Raw genomic sequence first — 20,152 nt, 5'->3', positions numbered from 1 at the left:
ATGGAACAATATATACTTTTAATATCTACACAAGATGCGAAAGGTTTGATTTATAATATTTCAAAAATTCTTTTTGCAAATAGTATAAATATTGAGCAAAATGCTGAATATGTAGACCCTGAAACAAAAAACTTTTTTATGAGAAGTGTTTTGAGTGGAAAAATCTCTGAAAATATATTATTAAAAGAGCTAAAAGAGGTTTTACCTGAAGGTTCATTGATAAAACTAAATAAAAAAACAAAAAAAGATGTTGTTTTATTGGCTACAAAAGAATCTCATGTTTTAGGAGATTTGCTTATTCGTTATGTATCAGGTGAATTAAATGCAAATATAAAAGCAGTTATTGCAAATCACAATACTTTAAAAAGTTTGGTTGAAAAGTTTGATATTCCTTTTATTTGTGTAAGTGCTGAGAATATAAGCCGTGATGAACACGAAAATAAAATGATAGAACAAATATCTCAATTTAATCCAGATATTATAGTTTTAGCAAAATATATGAGAATTCTAACATCAAATTTTGTAGAAAAATTTAGTGGAAAAGTTTTAAATATTCATCACTCATTTTTACCAGCATTTATTGGAGCAAATCCGTATAAACAAGCCTATGAAAGAGGGGTTAAAATCATAGGAGCAACAGCTCATTATGTAACAAATGATTTAGATGAAGGACCAATTATATATCAAGATGTTGTAAGAGTTGATCATAGTTATTCATGGGAAGATATGAGAAATGCTGGTCGAAATGTAGAAAAAGTTGTATTATCAAATGCTTTTGAACTTCTTTTAAATGATAGGGTTTTTGTTCACAGAAATAAAACGGTGATTTTATAATGTTTAATATCGTACTTCATGAACCAAGAATTCCAGGAAATGTAGGCACTATTGGAAGGTTGTGTTTTGCACTAAATTGTAAACTTCATTTGATAAAACCTTATGGTTTTGGTGAAATAACTGAAAAAGAGGTTCGTCGAGCTGGGCTTGATTATTGGTTTGATTTAGAAGTTTATGAATATGAAAATATAGAAGAATTTTGGGATAAAAACCCATTTTCTTTAAGACATTTTTTTGCTACAACTAAAACAACAAAAGTATATTTTGAAGAAAAATTTGAAGTAGGGGATTACTTTTATTTTGGAAGAGAAGATGCAGGATTGCCACAAAGTATTTTAAATAAAAGCCAAGAATCTTGTATAACTATACCTATGACAAATAATGCAAGAAGTTTGAATATGGCTAATTCTGTATCGATAATAGCTTACGAAGCTTTAAGACAAAACTTCGCAAACTTTAAATAATCAAATAAGAGCTTCACTTTTTTTGATAAGTTTAGCAATAGCTTGAAGTTTTTTTTCAAGCTCATCTTTTTTATTTATCTCTTTTATATCTAAAGATTTTATCTCTTCTTTGATCTTTGATCTTTTTTCTTTTAAATCTTCAATTATTTTTAAAACTTTTTCTTCTTGAGACTTTTTTAAATCATCTTTTTTTAGGTATTTTTTGATTTTTTCTACTATTTTACTTAGTTTCATTTGTTTCTCCTATTTGTTTTAATAAGTCATTGTGCATAAACAGAATATTTGCAACTTCAACAAGTTTTTTCTGTATAGAGTAACCTGTTGCACTATCATTCATATATGATGTTGCCATTGTTGCTTTTATCTTATCTTCTCTAATCAATGCATCTATTTCTTCACTACTTGCTAAGTCATTTTGCGCTAATTCATTTTTTATAACTTCAAGTTGAGTTAATTTATCAGCATCATTTTCTAAAGTTGATAATGTATTGATATCGATTAAAATTTCAGCAATTTCTCTTCTTAGGATATTATACTCTTCTTTTATATATTCATTTTTACTTTTTAGATAAAAATTAACATTTTTTTGAATATCTCTTGTATCTTTTAAAACTTCAACTATCAAAGAAGCACTTCTTTTTAATTCACCAATTTCTGTATGTTGAAACTCAAACATATTTTCTTGAGCAAAAGAAGAATACTGAATAATTTCACTATAAAGAGATTTTAAATTTGTTTGATAAATCTCATCTAAATTTGTATCAATTATTGTAAAATCTTTTGAAATTTGTTCTTGTAAACTACTTTTTGTAAGATTTGTTGTATGAAAACTTAGAGCATGAAGCATAGCTTTTTGGCAGTTTTCATATAGATTTATGATCTCTTTTCTAATAGAAACTAAAGCAGCATCAGGGTTTTGCATAGCTGATGTATTAAGATATTTTGGTTTTGAAGCTGAAGATACTTTTTTCTTGATAAGTTTTTCAGATAATTTTACTAACAATGGAATAAATGGAGTTAAAAGTAAAATTCCAATTGCACTAAAAATAGTGTGGAATAGGGCTAGTTTCATACCGTAGTTTTTATCGCTTATCCCTAAATATGGTGCTAAGAAATCTACTAAATCTTTAAAGTTAAATATAAAGATAGTTATAAATATAGCAGACACAATATTGAAAATAAAGTGAACTAATGCAACTCTTTTCCCATTCTCATTTGAAGTAAATGATGCTAATATAGCTGTTAAAGTTGTACCAACATTTGCTCCAATAGCTAAAGCTAAAGCATTTATATAAGTTATGCTATCAGCGTTTAAAGCTGTAATAACAATAGCTAAAGTTGCTGCACTTGATTGGATTACAACTGTTACAACGATACCTATTAAAATATATATTACTATCCCTAAATATCCATCCATTGCATAAGAGGCTAAATCGATAGAGTTTTTCATCACATCGAAACCATCTTTCATATATGCAATACCTAAAAAGATAAAACCTAAACCTAAAAGCACATTTCCAGTACCTTTTGATGCATTTGTTTTAAAGAATCTTAAGATTACTCCAAATACAATCATAGGAAAAGCATAAGCAGAAATTTTAACATCAACTCCTAAACTTGAAACAATCCAAGCTGTTGTTGTACTACCTAAATTAGAACCAAAGATAATACCTATACCTTGAACTAAAGTTAGTAATTCAGCACTTAAAAAAGATATTACAACTAAAGATATGATAGTTGAACTTTGAACTATTGAAGTTGATAAAAATCCAGTTAAAATAGCATATAAAGTATTGCTAGTAAACTTTTGTAAAAGTTTTTCTAAAATACCACCAGAAAGTTGTTTAAATCCATCTTGCATAAAAAACATACCTATTATAAAAATGGCAATACCACTTAAAATAACAGTAAAGTTTTCATAAAAAACAACTACATACCCTAAAAGTATTAAAAGTAAAGATATAGAAATATTTTTTACCAAATCTGTTTCCTTAAAATTATTTGTAAAATGCGAGGATTATATCTAAAAATCAATTAATATTAATAAGCAATATTTTGTTAGAATTATAGGTAAAATTATATTTTTTAAGAAAGCAATAAAACTATGTATAAAAAGTATCAAATTGAGATAAATTTGGCAAAAGAAAAGTTATCAACTATTAATTTTATTTTAGAAAAAGATGATGATTATAAAGCAACTTTTGGAGATGGCTCTATGTGGAAAATAGAGTTAAATGGAAAATGGTATGATAACTACTGTTATATAAGTATTAGGAATGAACTTGAAAAATATGAAATTTCAGCTAAAAAAGGTGTACCTTTATGGATGTTTATGAAAATATTTGGAGTTGAAACACAAAATAAAACTACTCAAGAAAAACTAGATTTTATTATTGAGTATAAAGATAAAATTTTTGATGATAATTTTAAGTATAAACAGATATTTGATGATATAAAAAAGCGTAAAGGGTTGGAATGAATACAACTGATACTTACATCATAATAATCTCTATTTTTGTTATGCTTTTTGTTATAAAAAAGTTTAATATTTTAAGAACAATATCTTATGGTGGAAGGGTGGAGCATGATTTTAGCGAGTGTTATATTATAAGTTATCCAAAGAAAGATGAACTTCATAACAAGGGTGAAGTTTTTGACATAGATGTAGAAGAATTTTTTAAATTAAATCCTAAATTAAAAGGTAAAATTCCAATTGAAAAAAGAGAAGGAATAAAAAGTACAGACTCTTTAGATGTTCAAATGGAAATCAAAGAAAGAAAAAAAATCAAACAAAAATATTCAAAATTAACTAGACAAAAAGGTAAAAAGAAAGAGAAAGAAAATGCCTAATATTTTAGTATTAGAAGATGATATACTTTTTGCAAATACTTTAGAAGATATCTTAACAGAGCAGAATTATGTTGTTGATTTAGCAAGAAGTGCAAAAGAAGCATTGGATTTTAACTATGAAAAAAATTATGATTTATATTTGTTTGATATAAATCTTCCTGGACAAAATGGAATAGAACTTTTAAAAGATTTAAGAGATAGCCAAGATTTGACACCTACAATATTTATAAGTTCCTATAAAGATAAAGATGTAATTAAAGATGCGTATATAAATGGTTGTGATGACTATATAAAAAAACCAGTTGATTTAGATGAACTTCTTTTTAAAATAAGAGCTATTGTAAATAGATTTAGTAAAAATTTAAAAGTTATAAAACTAAAAAATAATATTCAAATTGACCCCATAGAAAAAAGAGTTTATAAAGATGAATTAGATTTAGAAATACCACAAAAAATAGTTGAGTTACTTTTAATATTTTTAGAAAATAAAGGCAAAATTGTAACAAAAGAGATGATTATCCAAAGACTTTGGAATGTTTCAGAACATTATAGTGAAGGTTCTATTCGAGTATATGTAGCAAAAATAAAAAAAATACTTGATTGTAAAGATTGTATAAAAAATATTAAATCTATTGGTTATAAATTTGAACTTTAAAAAAATATATTTTTTTATTTCAATATCTTTAGTTTTTTTTATATCACAAGCTATCACTTTTGGTTTGTATTATTTTTTAATTCTTGAAATAGAGTTATTTTCACAAAATATATGGGTTTATCTATTTTTTATATTATTTGAACTTATACTTTTTCTACTATTATCCAAAGAGATTTTAGAGCCAATTTTTAAAAGTGAAGAAAAGATTAAACAAACTATTAAAAATACTCTTCACGAACTAAATATTCCTGTTTCTACTATAAAATTGAATTTAGATTTGTTGAGAAATCTAAAAGATGAAAAAAATGTAAAAAGAGTTGAACGAATAAAACAAGCAAATGAAAATCTAATAAAATTGTATAACAATATGGAATATGAGTTAAAAAAAGAGTTAGAAAAAGTTGATTTAGAAGAGTTCTATTTTGAAGATGCACTTAAAAATTCTCTTGAAAAATTTGAAGAACAACTTGAGAATATAACTTTGGATATACATATAGAAAATCCTACTATTTATTGCGATTATTATGGTTTTATAATAGTGTTAGATAACTTGATATCAAATGCTATAAAATACAATTCTAAAGAAAAACCATATATAAAAATAGAGCAAAAAGGAGAAATTCTATCTGTTTATAATGATGGTGTTGCTATCTTGCCTGAAAATATTATGTTGGTTTTTGAGCGATATTTTCAAGAAAATTCTTTGAATAAGGGTTATGGAATAGGGCTAACAGTTGTAAAAGAGTTTTGTGATAAGTATAAAATCTCTATAAATATTAACTCAAAAGAGAGTGGAAATATCATCATACTAAATTTAAAAAATATTATAAAAAATTAAAAATAGATAAATTATTTAAATAACTAAAAAGATCTATCCAGAAAACTAAAATATTAGTTTTAACTGGATAGTTTAATTTAAAACTTAGTTTTTAGTTCAAACCAAATATTTCTACCTGGTTCATATATTCTTTCTTGAGCCATAAAAGTTGTAGCACTTGAAATATCTGAATTACTTAAATGTTCCATATAGGCTGTATCAAAAATATTGTCTATTCCAAAAGAAAGTGAAACATTTTTATTATATTTATACCCACCATTTATAGAGAAAATTGCTGCACCAGGAGTTTCTCCTTTATCAACTCCATTCATAACTATACTTCCTGCTCCAATGTCATATCTATCTTGTTTTGAGATAAATCTTGCAAGTATACCAGCTGAATATTCTCCATTGTCATAAATAGCAGATAGTTTGGCTTCTAGTGGTGGTTGTTGTGCTAAAGGTTTATCATCTGTATCATTTTTCCCAATAACATGTGTTAATGATCCTATAATTTTGTAATCGCTTGTTATTTGATAACTTGCACTTAATTCTCCTCCATAAATAGTTGCATCTATATTAGATACTGTTGTGTATGATGTTGTCCCCATCATATAAGGAACAGTCATTGTATTTCCATTTTTATCAAACCATCTATTTAAAATATAGTCATCAACTTTACTATAAAACATAGAAGCTGAAGCTGTTAAATCACCATTTGTCCAACTAGCCCCAATATCAATTTGATTTGTTTTTTCAGGTTCTGGAATATCTATTGAATTTATTGCATTTGGATTTGCTTTATTTGAATTATTTATACTTTCAAGGTTATATTTTGTTCTTTCCCAATAATCAGGAAATCTTTCAGAATGCCCAAATCCAATATATGTTTTTAAACCATAATTTGGGATATCTTTTTCATATCTTAAAAATCCACTTATAAGATTTTCTTTATCTTTTTGATTATAATTTGGGTTGTTATAAATCAACATTCCAAATTTTGTTCTTTTATCAATTGCTTCATGTTTATCTAATCTAAGTCCAGCAATGATTCTATTATCTTCATTTATATCAAGTGTAGATTCATTAAAAAATCCAATTTGAGAAAAATCAAAGTCAGTTTGTCTTGATGCAGAACTCATACCGCTATTTGCTAAAGAAGAAGATGCTTGTCCCATAGAACTTCTTGCTGTGTGTTCATCTTCTTTAAAATCTATACCAGATACATTTGTTAATAAAAGAGATGGTATTTCTGTAGTAACTTTTATATTTCCACCAATTGTTGTTCTATCTGGATTCATTCCAGAATATGCTTTTTTATTTGTCATAGGACTAATAGGAGCTTCTCTTAATGAATAATTATCCATGATATGATCTACATAGTTTCTATAAACTTGCATTTCAATTTTGTTTATATTTTTTGCAAGATTATATTTTATTACTTTTAAAGAAATATTTTCTCTAAGTAATTTTGAAGCATCCATTGTTCTATCGGCATATTTCGCTTCTCCATCACCTTTTGAACCTGAAATCTCAATTGTAGTATCATCTGTTGGTGTCCATCCTAATGCAAGGCTTGTATTCCATCTTGTATATTCAGAATCTACAATATTACCTTTACCATCTTTGTAATTATTTGAATGAGAACGAGTTGCAATTAGTTGAGCATATCCTAAAGGACCTCCTCCACTAATGTCAATAAATTGGTCACTTCGTCCAAAACTTCCTTGTTTAAAAGAAGAATATATATCATAATCAGGTGTAGAATAATATTTAGGTTTTTTTTCAAATTGAACTATACCAGCTGAAAAACCAGAACCTGCTAACACAGTTTGAGGACCTTTTGTAATAACTACACTATCATAAGATTCAGGGAAAATATATGCAGTAGGAGGATCCATTCTTCCTCCACATCCTCCATATACTTCTTGCCCATCAGAAAATATTCCAAGTTTAGAACCAGACATTCCTCTAAATATTGGATCTCCATCTGTTCCACCTTTTCTTTTAACAGAAAAACCTGGAATGTTTTTTAAAAAATCAGCTCCATCACTAGCTGGAATTGGCTGAATTGGATTTTTAGGATCCGTTATAACTTTTAATGGATTGTCAGATTCAACAATAGAAACAACTTCTATTTTTTCTAAAACGGTAGTTCCTTTTTTGTCAGTAGTTGTCTCTTCTGATAAGAGTAAACTTGTACATAAAGCTAGACATAAAACTATTCTCTTTTTTTTCACAATAAATTCCTTTACTAAAAATTTGATTTATTTTAGAAAAGAGATGTTAATTTTCTGTTAATTTATTATTTATTTTTATATTTTCTATTAATTAATATAATAATTTAAAATATAGCTTATTAAAAACTATATTTTAAATTTACATATCCATATCGACCAGGGTCATTGAATAATATTCTATCTTGTCCAACTTGAACATAAGTGATATCTTGGTAAGTATTTGTTGAATTATAAACTTTATCAAACAAGTTATCAACTCCTAAAGTTAATTCAAAATTTTTAAATAACTCTTGAGAATATTTTAAATTCACAACAGCATATCCAGCTAACTCTTGTTCTTTGGCACTTTCATCAAATTTACTCCATTTATCAACTGCTATAACTTCTGCTTTAAATTTTGCTTGTTGGTATTGGTAGTTTAAAGCTAAATTTGCTTTTAGTGGTGGAATTTCTGCTAAATCTTTATCATTTCCACTATAATTTCCATCTTTTTTACCTTTTAAGTAAGCAAGACCAAAATCAAATGAAAAATCATCTGTAAAGTAGTAATATCCACTAATATCTGCTCCATATATTTTTGCATCAATATTTTCAAATTTGCTACTATTGTAAATATAATCTTTTAATTTTGAGTAGAAAATCTTTGGTTTTATATTTAAGTTTCCAATATTTGCTTCATATCCAAAATCTATTTCATAGTTTTTTGTTTGATCTAAATTTGGGTTTGAAGATGCAGTTTGCTGATATAGTTCTCTAGCATCTGGAACTCTTGAAGATTTTCCAATACCTGCAAAGATTTTGTTTTGTTCATTTATATTGTATGTACCAAAAATATATCCATTTAAAGCTACAAATTTTTTATCATCTACGTTTGGTCTTTGAGTTTCTATATCTGTATAATCATATCTAAGTCCTGATTCTATATCTAAATTTCCAAATGATTTTTCAGCTTTTACAAAAATTGCTTTATTTGTAGTATCTGTATCATACATTTTATTCATAGTTGGATTTGGAGTAATTACACCAGTGTTCCTATTTGTAGAGTACATTCCTCCTTCCCAATTTCTTTTACTTGTATCAAGTCCAAAAGTTAGTAAAGTATTTGCAACTTCCAAAGAGTTTTTAACTGTTGCTCCCCAAATTGAAGTTTTTAAGTGGTTTGTCATATAAGTTGGCATTGCTGTCCCATTTCTTAATTGTCCACTCATAGGATGATCAACTTTTGAGTAGTAATAATCTAAATTAAGCTCTTTTGAAAATAACCCTAAATCTCTAATAGTATATCCAAGAGTATAAATATCGCTATCGTCATAATCTGCATCCATTGGTCCTGCTGGATATAATATACCATCACTTCTATTTGCTGTATATGATAGTTTTAAATCTTGATTATCTGTTAGATTAAATTGAAGTTTTGATAAAACACTTTTTTTCTCAAAAGCATCAATATCTCCATCTCTATATTGATTAGCCGTTGGTACACCTTTTTTTATCTGTTGTTCTAAAAAATTATCACCATTTCCATCTTTATATGCTTTACTTTTTTCAATAGAAGCCGAAATCAAAGCTTTTACAAAATCATTACCACCACTAACAGTTGCACTTGCTTTTTTGTACCCAAAACTTCCAGCATTTAGATTTATTTCACCATTTATTCCCTCTTTTGGTTCAATAGTTTTAACTTGCACTAATCCACTCAAAGTTCCAAAATTTTCAACATCATAAGGACCTTCAATTATTTTTACACTATCTATATTGTTTGTAACAATATGAGAAGTTGGAGGATCCATTCTATTTGGACATGCTCCATATATTTTTGCACCATCTATTAAAATATTGATATTATCTTTTTTTTGACCTCTTAAAATAATATCATTTGCTATACCATTTCTTCTTACAATTGAAATATTTGGAGAACTTTTCATCAAAGCTTCTGATAAATCTGCACTTTTTAACTCTTCATTGCTAATATCTTTTATAAGCTTTGAATTTGACTTTTCAACTACACTCACAGTGTTTAAAGTTGTAGTTTCATTTGCAAACAAAGACCCACAAAGTATTATTGAATAACATAATTTTTGTTTCATAATTTTCCTTTTTTTGAAATTTGTAAAATTATTTCAAATAAGTGTTAATTATCTATAAATTTATAATAAAAACTATTTTTAATTCTTAGTAAACTATAATATATAAATTTATAAAAAAGGGCTAAAAATGGAAGAGAGCATAATATTTGCTATTACAATAATATTTTTTGCGATAGTAATAATATCAAAAGGTGTAAAAATAGTATCTCAAGCAGATTTATATGTTGTTGAAAGACTTGGAAAATTTCACAAGGTTTTACACGGTGGATTTCACCTGATAATCCCTGTTGTAGATAAAGTAAGAATAACATTGACTTCAAGAGAACAACTTGTAGATATAGAAAGACAATCCGTTATTACAAAAGATAATGTAAATATATCTATTGATGGAATAGTTTTTTGTAAAGTTGATGATGCTGTTCAGGCAACTTACAATGTTATGAACTTTAAACATGCAATTGCAAATCTTGCTATGACAACTTTAAGAGCAGAAATTGGTGGAATGGATTTAGATGATACTTTGTCAAATAGAGAAACATTAAATGCAAAACTTCAAACAGAACTAGGAAGTGCAGCATCAAACTGGGGAATAAAAGTAACAAGAGTTGAAATAGCTGATATTTCAGTTCCTCCATCGATTGAAAAGGCTATGAATATGCAAATGGAAGCTGAAAGAGAAAAAAGAGCTATTCAAACAAGAGCCGAAGCACAAAAAGAAGCACAAATAAGAGAAGCAGAAGCATATAAACAAAGTGAAATTTTAAAAGCAGAAGCAATAGAAAGAATGGCAGATGCAAAAAAATATGAGCAAGAAAAAGTGGCAGCTGGTCAGCAAGAAGCTATGAGATTGATAAATATATCAATGAGTGAAAATGAAAAAGCAGCAGAATTTTTATTGGCAAAAGATAGAGTTGCTGCATTTAAAGCTTTGGCTGAAAGTAACTCAACAGATAAGATGATTTTGCCTTATGATGTAACTTCTATGATTGGTTCAACATCTGTTTTAGGAGATTCATTTTTCAAAGGAATAAGCAATGCAAACACTAATAACTCTTAGTGCATTTGACTTTTATATACTTTTTGCAATAGCTATTGCTTTAATCACTTTAGAGATATTTTTATACTCTTTTGTAGTTATCTGGTTTGGTTTAGGATTTATAATAGTTGGAATTTTAAGCTTTTTTTATCCATTTGAAAGTGCTATTTGGCAAATAGCATTAGTTTCTATTTTGTCTTTGATTTTTCTATTTTTATTTAGAAAAAAACTTTTAGCTAGATTTTCAAAGTCACAAAGAGAAGTAAAAGACAATTTTTTTGATGAGAGTGGTTTTGGAGAGTTTAAGCAAGGAAAGATATTTTTCAAAGGTACATTTTGGGAACTTGAACCAAATTTTGATGATAAAACTTTGAAAGATGGAGAAAAAATAAAAGTTTTAAAAGTAAAGAATAATTTTGCTTTTATAGAAAAGATATCATAAATAGTGGATTTATAATCCACTATTTTGATTAATAACTTAAAGTTTGATACTATTTTTTTTAATATTTTTTATTTTAAAGTAGCTTTTAAATCATTTACCAGTTGTGCAGATTCAACATCACCTAAAGCTGCAGCTTTTGAGTACCATTTTATAGCTTCAGGAATATCTTTTCTAGTTCCTTTTCCTACTTCATACACTAAACCTATATTATAAAGTGCATCAATAAAATCTTGTTCAGCTGCTTTTAAATACCAATTCATTGCTATTGAATAGTTTTGTTCGACTCCATGACCTTCATCATACATACTACCTATGTTAAATTGGCATTGTGCATCATCTAAATCGGCACATTTTTTATACCATTCATAAGCTAATTTTAAATTTGGAGTTATACCTTGGTGAACTTGTACATTATCGTATATAAATCCTAATTGATTCATTGCATCAAGTTTTGTAACCAAATCTGTACTATTTGTCGCTTTTATGTAGTATTCAATAGCTGTTTTATAATCTTGCTTTTCATAAGCTTCATCAGCTTTATCAATATCATTAGCAAAAATATTTAAACTGATTAATAACACAAATGCTATAATTTTTTTCATAAATATCCTTTTTGTTGAGATTTTGCTGGGATTATACAATAAAATTTGAAAGATTATAATGATAAAAAAAGATAAAATAGTTATATATTATGATAAAGACTGCCCATTTTGTGACAATTATGTAAATTTTTTGAAATTAAAAGATAAATATGAACTTATATTAAAAAATGCAAGAGAAGAAAGAAATGATACAAATTTTGATATAAATGATGGATTTATAGTGATTTCTAACGATAAAGTGTATCAAGGTTCAAAAGCTTTAGAATTTATAAATAGTATCGTAAATAAAAATACAATTTTAGGAAAATTGCATTTTTTCTTCAAATATGACAATATTTTTTCAAAAATATTATATAAAATACTATTTTTATTGAGAAAAATATCACTTATTTTAATCGGTAAAAAATCAAATATTTAAGATTTTAAAATCTTAAAATACTCTTTACGACTTATCTCATAAGCTCCAAGACTTTTTAAATGAGGATTATAAACTTGACAATCTATCATTTTTATACCATTTTGTTGCGCTTGTTGGCAAAGATGATAAAAAGCTACTTTTGAAGCATCACTTACAAGAGAAAACATACTTTCACCACAAAATATATCATTTATCAAAAGTCCATAAAGTCCACCTACAAGTTCATTATCTAAATATGTTTCAATTGAGAAAGCAATACCTAGTTTATGTAAGTTTGTATAGGTTTTAATAAAGTTATCATCTATCCAAGAAGTATCTTCATGCTTTCTTTTTACTTTAGCACAATAGTTTATAACTTTTTCAAAATTTTCATTTGATTTTACTACAAAACCTTTATTTAGTATCGACTTTTTAAGACTTTTCGACACTTTCATATCATTTGGATATAGAACCATTCTTTTATTTGGGCTATACCAGTTTATATATCCATAATCATCTATAAACCAAGGGAATAAGCCATTTTCATAAGCATTTATAACTCTTTGAGGATGAAAATCTCCACCAATAGCAACTAAATCATCATTCATCATATCTAAAGTTGGAAAATCAAAGTTATTTTCATCTAAAAGCCAAATTTTATGTTTTTTATCTAGTAGTTTCATATTTGTATTTTATATCAATAATGCTAATATCCAAATTTTAAAGGAAAAGTTATGAAAAGAATAGATGCATATTTATCAAGTTTGGGTTATTGTTCAAGAAGTGAAGCAAAAAAGTTTTTAAAAATGAATGATGTTTGTATAAACCAAAGTAGGGTTTTTAATACTTCAATAAAAGCAAATCATAGTGAAATCAGTGTAAATGGTGAAAAATTAGATGATGAAAAATTGCTTATTTTACTTCATAAACCAGATGGATATATTTGTTCTCATAATGATGCTGGAAAATTGATATATTCACTTTTACCACAAAGATGGCAAAACAGAAACCCAAAAATATCAACTATTGGAAGATTGGATATTGATACAACAGGAGCTATTTTATTAACCGATGATGGAGAATTAAATCATAAACTATCAAGCCCTAAAAATAGTGTTCCAAAAATATATGAAGCAAATTTAGAAAAACCTTTAACTCAAGATATTATAGATATATTTTCAAGTGGAGAGATGATTTTAAAAGGTGAAGAAAAAGCACTTAAACCAGCAAAATTAGATATTGTAAATCCAAATTTAGCAAGATTAGAAATAGTAGAAGGTAAATATCATCAAGTAAAAAGAATGTTTGCTTATGTAGGAAATAAAGTTTTAAAGCTACATAGGGTAAGTTTTTATGATTTTAAAGTTGATGATTTAAAAGAGGGTGAATACAAGCTAATTTCTATTTAAAAAATTTAGCTTTTATTCTATTTTCTAGTTCATAAACTGTTTCAATAGCTTCATCTACATAATTAGAAAATCCCCAATTTACTAGTATAGAATCAACTCCAGCATTGTTTGCAGCCATAATATCTTTTTTTGAATCACCAACCAACTGTGCATTTTCTTTTTTGATATTATGTATATCTAAAATTTTATTTATCATATCTGGATTTGGTTTTGGTTTTTCTACATCGTTGTAACCCAAAATAGATGAAAAATAGTGATTTATTTCAAGATGATTTAGCATTTTATTTGCATAAACTGAATTTGCATTTGTAGCAACTGCAAATTTAAACTCACCTTTTAGATTGTCTAAAAGATTTTTAATTCCGTCATATAATACTAAATCAGTCAAACAGTTTTTGTTATAATAATCTTTAAAAAGCTCTTCTTGATGTTTTGTAAACTCTTTTGTTCCATAAAAAAATTCTGCACTATTTATGTTTGGATCATTTACATTTTCTAAAATATAATTTTTATGCATTGGTTCAAACCCCAAATTTTCTCTTACATAATTCACTGTATTAGCAATAGAATAACCACTATCTAAAAGTGTTCCATCCATATCAAAAATTATTAACTTCATAAAATTTTCCTAAAATATTTAATAAAACATTATAATATTTATATGATAAACAGAAAGTTAAAACATTTTTTTCAAAATAGGACAAATTTTATCTTATTTTAATATTAGAGGTATTATAATTCTTTCATAGGATATTTGTATTGAATCCTCCTACTACTAAATACAATGTTTTTTAGTATCCTATACTTTTTTTGAAATGAATTGAATAATATATCGGGCTTTACAGTTTTCCCTCTGTAAAGCCTTTTTTTATGCCAAAATCTATATAATCACAGATTATTTTTAAATTTCTAAGGGCTTATATATGGAAACATTTAGCTTAATATCTATTATTGGCATTGCACTTTTAGGTTCTTTCGGACATTGTATTGGAATGTGTGGTGGAATAGTAGTAGCATATTCAAGCTCTAAAATAAAAGATGATTATACAAAAGTAAGACAAATTATTGCACATTTAATGTATGGATTTGGAAGAGTTACATCTTATAGTTTTTTAGGTGCTATTTTTGGATTTTTAGGTTCAATTGTAGCTTTTTCTTCTATAACAAAAGGTTTTTTATTTTTTTTAACAGGAATTTTACTTGTCATTGTAGGATTTTCTCTTTTAGGAAAATTAAAATTCTTGACAAAAATCGAACACTCTTTTTCAAAATCTGTAACTTATCAAAAAATATTTAGAAAAGTAATATCTAGTGATTCATTTTTTAGTTTTTATTTTGTAGGAATATTGAATGGATTTTTACCATGTGGATTTGTATATGTTTTTGCAATAATGGCTGCTAGTACGGCTAGTGCTTTACAAGGTGCTTTTATAATGTTTATATTTGGGCTTTGTACTATTCCTGCACTATTTGTATTAGGATTTTTTGTAGGAATTTTTAAACAATCAAATTTAAGAAATATTTTTATGAAACTAGCTTCTATTTTAGTAATAGTTTTTGGACTTTTTACTATGTATAAGGGATTTATATTTATTGTAAATCCAGATTCTACAATGATTAATCATATGAATATAAGTGAAGATAAAAATCACAATATACAACATCATTAATATAAAAATTTTATAAAGGAGGAAAAAATGGTTAAGAATACAAAAAAATATTTTAGTTTTTTTGGGATTTTATTTGCAACTGTAAGTAGAAAACTCTTAAGTAGTTGCTGTAAAATAGACTCGGTTTTGTCTAAAATACCAAAAATAACTAAAGAGTTATTAGAAAAACAACTAAAACCAATAAAACTTTATTCAACAAACAATATATAAAAATAGGAAGAAAAATGAAAAACAAAATGTCTACAAGCTTGGTTGCTGGGCTACTTATAGCAACAAATCTTTACTCAACAGACACTTTAGAAACAATAACTGTTACAAGTGCTACAAAATCAGAGCAAAAATTAAAAGATATTACTTCTAATGTTGATGTTATAACATCAGAAGATATTGAGGCTAGAAAATTTAAAACAGTTGCTGAAGCTTTACAAACTATTGCAGGTGTTCAAGTATCACAAAGTGGTGGAATAGGGCAACAAACATCAGTTTTTTTAAGAGGAATGGATTCTAAAAAAACTTTAGTTTTAGTTGATGGTATAAGATACAATGACCCAAGTGGAAATGGAGCAAACTTCGAACATTTAATGATAAATGATATTGAAAGAATTGAAGTTATAAAAGGTGCTCAAAGTAGTATTTGGGGAGCAGATGCAAGTGCTGGAGTTATAAATATTATTACAAAAAGTGCAAAAGATGGAACATATGGAAGTGCTAATATTGAGTATGGAAGATATGATACAACAATAGCAAAAGCAAATATTTCGCATAAAAATAAGAATTTTGATGCAAAATTAGGTGTAACAAGAGTTGATACAAATGGTTTTTCAGCAATGTCACCCAAAAGTAGCGAAGCTAAAAAGTATGAAAAAGATGGCTATGAAAATACAACTGCCAATATAAAATTGGGTTATCATTTTAATGAAAATAATAGATTATCAATTTCTTATGAAATAATTGATACAAAAACAGATATTGATGGAAATGATTCTTTTTATAATCCAGATCCAAATAATACAGATAAAGCAAAAACAAAAACTCATTTAGCAAATCTTACTTATGAAAATAAAAATGATATTGCTCTTACAAAAGTATATGCGAACTATACAGATATTAAAAGAGAATATACAAGTAATACTCCTAAATATAAAGGTACTATAAAAGAGTATGGAGTAAATACAAGTATAGATTATTTAGATAACTATTCAAATCTTGTTTTAGGTGCTGATTATAAAAAGTTTGAAAATAAAGCAAATATAGATAAAAATTATGACAATAAAGGAATTTTTATCTCAAATACAAATAAATTTTTTGATAATAAAACAATATTCACTCAATCTTTAAGATATGATAAATATAGCGATTTTGAAAATAAAACAACAGGAAAAGTTGGAGTTAAACAATATATTATTGATGATTTAAATATTAGTGCAAACTATGGAACTGGATATAATATTCCAAGTACTTTTGAATTGTACGATGCTTCTAGTGGAAATATAAATTTAAAACCAGAAAAAACAAAATCTTATGATGTTGGAGTTGAATATAAAGGTTTTTCTGCAACTTATTTTAATTCAAAAATAGAGAATTTAATAAATTGGGAATGGACAGGACCAGGATCATATGATGGGAAAAATAAGAATATAGAAGGAAAGAGTAGATTTAAAGGTATTGAACTTGCATATAAAAACTCTATTACAGAAGATATTTTCCTTAATTTAAACTATACAAGACTTAGTGCAAAAAATAAAGATGAACAAGAGTTTGGAAGAAGACCAAAAAATAAAGTTGGTTTTGGAGTTGATTATTATGGTTTAAAAGATTTTCATTTTAATATAAATGGTGAATATATTGGAGAAAGATATGACTTTAATAATAAACAAGGTGCAAAGACTGGAAACTACACAATTTGGAATGCAGTCGTTGATTATGATATTAGCAAAAATTTCTCGACTTATGTAAAACTTGATAATATTTTTAACAAAGATTACCAAATTGTTGATGGTTATTCAACAAGCCAAAGAGCAGCTTATATTGGATTAAAGGCTAGTTTCTAGTATGAAAAAGCTACTTATATCTTTTTTATTTTGTACGTCATTACTCTCTTATGAGAGAATTATAACTTTAAGTCCATCAGTAAATGAGATAGTTTATGCCCTAAATCTAGGGCATAAAGTAGTGGCAAATACAGAGTTTTGTGATTATCCACTAGAATCAAAAAATATACAAAAAGTTGGTGGATATGGTAATGTTTCACTAGAAAAAATAGTTTTATTAAATCCAGATATTATAATAACTCACGATTTTGATGAAAAGTTAAACTCGAATTTAAGAAAATTAGGCTTTGACACTAAAGTATATACTACAAAAACTATGAAAGATATACAATATACTATTACAAATCTAGGAGAAGTTTTTGAAGAAACAAAAAAAGCAAAAGAGTTAAATCAAAAAATAAATGATTCTTTAAAATCTTTAGAAAACATAGTAACTAATCAAAAAATCTTAATCGTAATAAGCCCACAAAACACTCTATCAAATCAGATTTATGTAGCTGGAAATTATGTGTATTTTGAAGATATCATAAAAAATAGTCACAATAAAAATGCATATTTTTCAAATTCAAAAGCACAACCTGTTTTAAATACAGAGAAGATAATAAAACTAAATCCAGATATAATAGTTTTATTAGCACCATTTTTAGAAGATAAAAAAGATGAAGAAGCAAAAATAATAAAGCTTTGGGAAACTTTACCCATTAATGCAAGTAAAAATAAAAATATATATTCTATTTCAAAGGAATATGCAGGTATCCCAAGCCATAGAGTAGAGTATTTTATAAAAGATTTTAAGAAGATATTAGAAGATGTTAGAGATAAAAAACTACAATAATTTTATATTAAAAAATATATCATTTTGTCTAGAAAATGGTGAGAATTTACTAATTCTAGGAGAAAATGGAGCTGGAAAATCAACTTTAGCAAAAGTTTTATCAAATTTAATACCAAATAACAATGTAAAACTATTTCAAAAGAGTTTATCAAAAATTTCAAATAGTAAAAGAGCTGAATATATAAATTATATACCACCAAAGTTTGAGATTTTTGATGAATTTATGACAGTCTTAGAGTTTTTACAAAGCTCTTTTATTAAAGATTTTGATGAAAAAAAGTTAAATGAAGTCTTAAATATATTAAAATTAGATAAATTTTCACAAAAATCTTGTAAAAACTTAAGTTCTGGAGAAAAACAGCTTTTGCTAATGGCTAGTTCTATATTACATAATGCAAAAATTACAATTTTTGATGAATTAACAGCAAATTTAGATATAAGTAGGATAAAAGATATTTTTTTACTTCTTAAATCTGATTTGTTAAATCAAAAAATTATCATAACCCACAATCTTGATTTTGCTTTTGCACTCAAATATAAAGTTCTGTTTTTAAAAGAGGGAAAAATTGAGTTTTTTGGTGATAACGAAGAGTTTTTTAATGATAAAAATTTAGAAAAATTTTACAATAAAACTATAAAAAAATTGCAAAATCACTTGGTGGTGGATTTATGAAAATTCTATTATATATTTTCTCTATAATTTTAATCTTTATATCTCCATTTATGGGTGAAATTCCTCTAAATATTCAAAATATAGTTGATTTTACACACAAAGAAAATATTATATTTTGGGAATTAAGAGTTCCAAGAGTAATTTTAGCCTTTTTTGTTGGAGGAATTTTAGCTTTGGGTGGGCTTGTTTTTCAATCAATTTTTAAAAATGAACTTATTACTCCATATACTTTAGGAATAGCTAGTGGAACTACTCTTTTTACTGCTTTTACAATAGTTTTTTTACCATTTTTACCATTGCTTTTAGGTTCTATTTTTGGTTCACTTTTTACAATAATAATTCTATTTTTTATCTCAAAAATATTAAACAATAATATAATATCAAGTTCTACAAACTCTATTTTACTGATTGGAATTGCTTTATCATATTTTTATGGTTCGGCTTTGATGATGATTTTTTATATGAGTAATTTACAAGAAAATTACTCAATAGTTAGGTTTACTCTAGGAAGCTTAGATATAGTTGGATTTAAAGATAGTTTTATTGTGATGTTTGTTGCATTTGTTTTTTTAATTTTTATCAAATATTTCCAAAAAAGTATAAAATTGATACTTATTTCAAATGAAACTGCATTTTTGAAAGGTCTAAATGTTGATAAAACGAACTTATTAATATTGATTTTTGTATCTTTATGTATTGGAATAACTATAAGTTTTGTAGGACCAATAGGTTTTATTGGTCTTGTTATTCCACATATTGTAAAAATAATTTATAAACAAAGTGCAGAAAAACTATTCTTTCCTACTTTCTTTTTTGGTGGAATATTTTTACTCTTTTGTGATTTAATTTCAAGAAACTTAAATACAGATTCAACATTACCAATTGGTGTTGTTACAGCTTTTATTGGTGCTCCATTTTTTGTTTATCTTTTAATAAAAAAGAATAAAAAAAGATAATTTTCTTACAAAGAATTGAATTCTTAAATAAAAAATTAATTTAAATTTTTAATATTATTTTAATATTTTATCCCGTAATATGTCCGAATTTTTATAAAAAAGGATAAAAATGAAAAAAATGTACACCTACTTAT

23 protein-coding genes are annotated in these 20,152 nt (G+C 26.0%); 16 read left to right on the top strand and 7 right to left on the bottom strand.

All coding sequences use genetic code 11. The annotated features are described in order from the left end of the window. Positions 1-834 carry a formyltetrahydrofolate deformylase gene (gene purU / locus CRU91_RS01710; RefSeq protein ID WP_113892749.1) on the top strand — a complete coding sequence of 278 codons (834 nt, stop codon included), beginning with the start codon at positions 1-3 and terminating at the stop codon, positions 832-834. Next, positions 834-1,298: a tRNA (cytidine(34)-2'-O)-methyltransferase gene (locus CRU91_RS01705; protein WP_113892748.1), complete on the top strand. Its 465-nt coding sequence runs from the start codon at positions 834-836 to the stop codon at positions 1,296-1,298. The genes purU and CRU91_RS01705 overlap by 1 nt, the downstream gene beginning before the upstream one ends. Here the strand turns inward: CRU91_RS01705 and CRU91_RS01700 are convergent, their stop codons facing one another. Continuing rightward, a complete protein-coding gene (locus tag CRU91_RS01700; RefSeq protein WP_113892745.1) occupies positions 1,299-1,532 on the bottom strand; it encodes a hypothetical protein in 234 nt (77 codons plus the stop codon). After that, entirely contained in the window at positions 1,519-3,279 is a 1,761-nt protein-coding gene (locus tag CRU91_RS01695) for a Na/Pi cotransporter family protein (RefSeq protein ID WP_113892743.1), read from the bottom strand. The genes CRU91_RS01700 and CRU91_RS01695 overlap by 14 nt, the downstream gene beginning before the upstream one ends. 123 nt (positions 3,280-3,402) lie before the next feature. Here CRU91_RS01695 and CRU91_RS01690 point away from each other — a divergent pair, with 123 nt between their 5' ends. The 4 genes from CRU91_RS01690 to CRU91_RS01675 are packed head-to-tail and all read left to right on the top strand — an operon-like array spanning position 3,403 to position 5,641. Further along, positions 3,403-3,777 carry a hypothetical protein gene (locus tag CRU91_RS01690; protein WP_113892741.1) on the top strand — a complete coding sequence of 125 codons (375 nt, stop codon included), beginning with the start codon at positions 3,403-3,405 and terminating at the stop codon, positions 3,775-3,777. Beyond that, a complete protein-coding gene (locus CRU91_RS01685) occupies positions 3,774-4,148 on the top strand; it encodes a hypothetical protein (protein ID WP_113892738.1) in 375 nt (124 codons plus the stop codon). Before CRU91_RS01690 ends, CRU91_RS01685 begins: the two co-directional genes overlap by 4 nt. Next, positions 4,141-4,803, top strand: coding sequence for a response regulator transcription factor (locus CRU91_RS01680; protein WP_113892736.1), 663 nt, complete (start codon positions 4,141-4,143; stop codon positions 4,801-4,803). Before CRU91_RS01685 ends, CRU91_RS01680 begins: the two co-directional genes overlap by 8 nt. After that, positions 4,793-5,641 carry a sensor histidine kinase gene (locus CRU91_RS01675; protein WP_113892832.1) on the top strand — a complete coding sequence of 283 codons (849 nt, stop codon included), beginning with the start codon at positions 4,793-4,795 and terminating at the stop codon, positions 5,639-5,641. Before CRU91_RS01680 ends, CRU91_RS01675 begins: the two co-directional genes overlap by 11 nt. A gap of 77 nt (positions 5,642-5,718) precedes the next feature. Here the strand turns inward: CRU91_RS01675 and CRU91_RS01670 are convergent, their stop codons facing one another. Both CRU91_RS01670 and CRU91_RS01665 read right to left on the bottom strand, forming a co-directional pair. Beyond that, positions 5,719-7,860, bottom strand: coding sequence for a TonB-dependent copper receptor (locus tag CRU91_RS01670; RefSeq protein ID WP_113892734.1), 2,142 nt, complete (start codon positions 7,858-7,860; stop codon positions 5,719-5,721). 119 nt (positions 7,861-7,979) lie between these two features. After that, on the bottom strand, positions 7,980-9,947 hold the full coding sequence (locus CRU91_RS01665) for a TonB-dependent receptor (RefSeq protein ID WP_113892732.1): 1,968 nt from the start codon (positions 9,945-9,947) through the stop codon (positions 7,980-7,982). A gap of 127 nt (positions 9,948-10,074) precedes the next feature. On the opposite strand from CRU91_RS01665, the gene CRU91_RS01660 reads away from it, so the two are divergent. Both CRU91_RS01660 and CRU91_RS01655 read left to right on the top strand, forming a co-directional pair. Next, the gene (locus tag CRU91_RS01660; RefSeq protein ID WP_113892730.1) at positions 10,075-11,004 is read left to right on the top strand and encodes an SPFH domain-containing protein; all 930 of its coding nucleotides are present in this window, start codon (positions 10,075-10,077) and stop codon (positions 11,002-11,004) included. Beyond that, a complete protein-coding gene (locus CRU91_RS01655) occupies positions 10,982-11,425 on the top strand; it encodes an NfeD family protein (RefSeq protein WP_113892727.1) in 444 nt (147 codons plus the stop codon). Before CRU91_RS01660 ends, CRU91_RS01655 begins: the two co-directional genes overlap by 23 nt. A 68-nt stretch (positions 11,426-11,493) precedes the next feature. Here the strand turns inward: CRU91_RS01655 and CRU91_RS01650 are convergent, their stop codons facing one another. Continuing rightward, positions 11,494-12,027, bottom strand: a complete 534-nt coding sequence (locus CRU91_RS01650) for a tetratricopeptide repeat protein (RefSeq protein ID WP_113892725.1) — start codon at positions 12,025-12,027, stop codon at positions 11,494-11,496. 58 nt (positions 12,028-12,085) lie between these two features. On the opposite strand from CRU91_RS01650, the gene CRU91_RS01645 reads away from it, so the two are divergent. Then, the gene (locus tag CRU91_RS01645) at positions 12,086-12,445 is read left to right on the top strand and encodes a DCC1-like thiol-disulfide oxidoreductase family protein (protein ID WP_113892723.1); all 360 of its coding nucleotides are present in this window, start codon (positions 12,086-12,088) and stop codon (positions 12,443-12,445) included. Here CRU91_RS01645 and aat read toward each other — a convergent pair. Then, the gene (aat, locus tag CRU91_RS01640) at positions 12,442-13,107 is read right to left on the bottom strand and encodes a leucyl/phenylalanyl-tRNA--protein transferase (protein ID WP_113892721.1); all 666 of its coding nucleotides are present in this window, start codon (positions 13,105-13,107) and stop codon (positions 12,442-12,444) included. The two genes, CRU91_RS01645 and aat, sit on opposite strands and share 4 nt — an antisense overlap. 51 nt (positions 13,108-13,158) lie before the next feature. Between aat and CRU91_RS01635 the strand changes: the two genes are divergently transcribed. Next, positions 13,159-13,833, top strand: coding sequence for a pseudouridine synthase (locus tag CRU91_RS01635; RefSeq protein ID WP_113892719.1), 675 nt, complete (start codon positions 13,159-13,161; stop codon positions 13,831-13,833). Here the strand turns inward: CRU91_RS01635 and CRU91_RS01630 are convergent. After that, positions 13,826-14,452, bottom strand: coding sequence for an HAD family hydrolase (locus CRU91_RS01630; protein WP_113892717.1), 627 nt, complete (start codon positions 14,450-14,452; stop codon positions 13,826-13,828). The genes CRU91_RS01635 and CRU91_RS01630 overlap by 8 nt on opposite strands. Positions 14,453-14,756: 304 nt before the next feature. Here CRU91_RS01630 and CRU91_RS01625 point away from each other — a divergent pair, with 304 nt between their 5' ends. Genes CRU91_RS01625 through CRU91_RS01600 form a run of 6 tightly spaced genes read left to right on the top strand, consistent with a single transcriptional unit; the run spans position 14,757 to position 20,018 of the window. Next, a complete protein-coding gene (locus CRU91_RS01625) occupies positions 14,757-15,503 on the top strand; it encodes a sulfite exporter TauE/SafE family protein (protein ID WP_113892715.1) in 747 nt (248 codons plus the stop codon). A 27-nt stretch (positions 15,504-15,530) separates the two neighbouring features. Continuing rightward, positions 15,531-15,713 (top strand): hypothetical protein, encoded by a 183-nt coding sequence (locus CRU91_RS01620; protein ID WP_113892713.1) that lies wholly within the window; start codon positions 15,531-15,533, stop codon positions 15,711-15,713. A 14-nt stretch (positions 15,714-15,727) separates the two neighbouring features. Beyond that, positions 15,728-17,554 carry a TonB-dependent receptor plug domain-containing protein gene (locus tag CRU91_RS01615; RefSeq protein WP_113892696.1) on the top strand — a complete coding sequence of 609 codons (1,827 nt, stop codon included), beginning with the start codon at positions 15,728-15,730 and terminating at the stop codon, positions 17,552-17,554. 1 nt (position 17,555) lies between these two features. Next, a complete protein-coding gene (locus CRU91_RS01610; RefSeq protein WP_113892695.1) occupies positions 17,556-18,389 on the top strand; it encodes an ABC transporter substrate-binding protein in 834 nt (277 codons plus the stop codon). Continuing rightward, entirely contained in the window at positions 18,364-19,062 is a 699-nt protein-coding gene (locus CRU91_RS01605) for an ATP-binding cassette domain-containing protein (protein ID WP_113892694.1), read from the top strand. The genes CRU91_RS01610 and CRU91_RS01605 overlap by 26 nt, the downstream gene beginning before the upstream one ends. Beyond that, positions 19,059-20,018 (top strand): FecCD family ABC transporter permease, encoded by a 960-nt coding sequence (locus CRU91_RS01600; RefSeq protein ID WP_113892693.1) that lies wholly within the window; start codon positions 19,059-19,061, stop codon positions 20,016-20,018. The genes CRU91_RS01605 and CRU91_RS01600 overlap by 4 nt, the downstream gene beginning before the upstream one ends. Positions 20,019-20,152 lie beyond the last annotated feature (134 nt).

This window comes from Aliarcobacter vitoriensis (assembly GCF_003316695.1).
GTDB classification, from domain to species: Bacteria; Campylobacterota; Campylobacteria; order Campylobacterales; family Arcobacteraceae; genus Aliarcobacter; species Aliarcobacter vitoriensis.
Note: the sequence above shows the minus strand (reverse complement) of the source record. Positions and strands in the feature narration are given on the sequence as shown.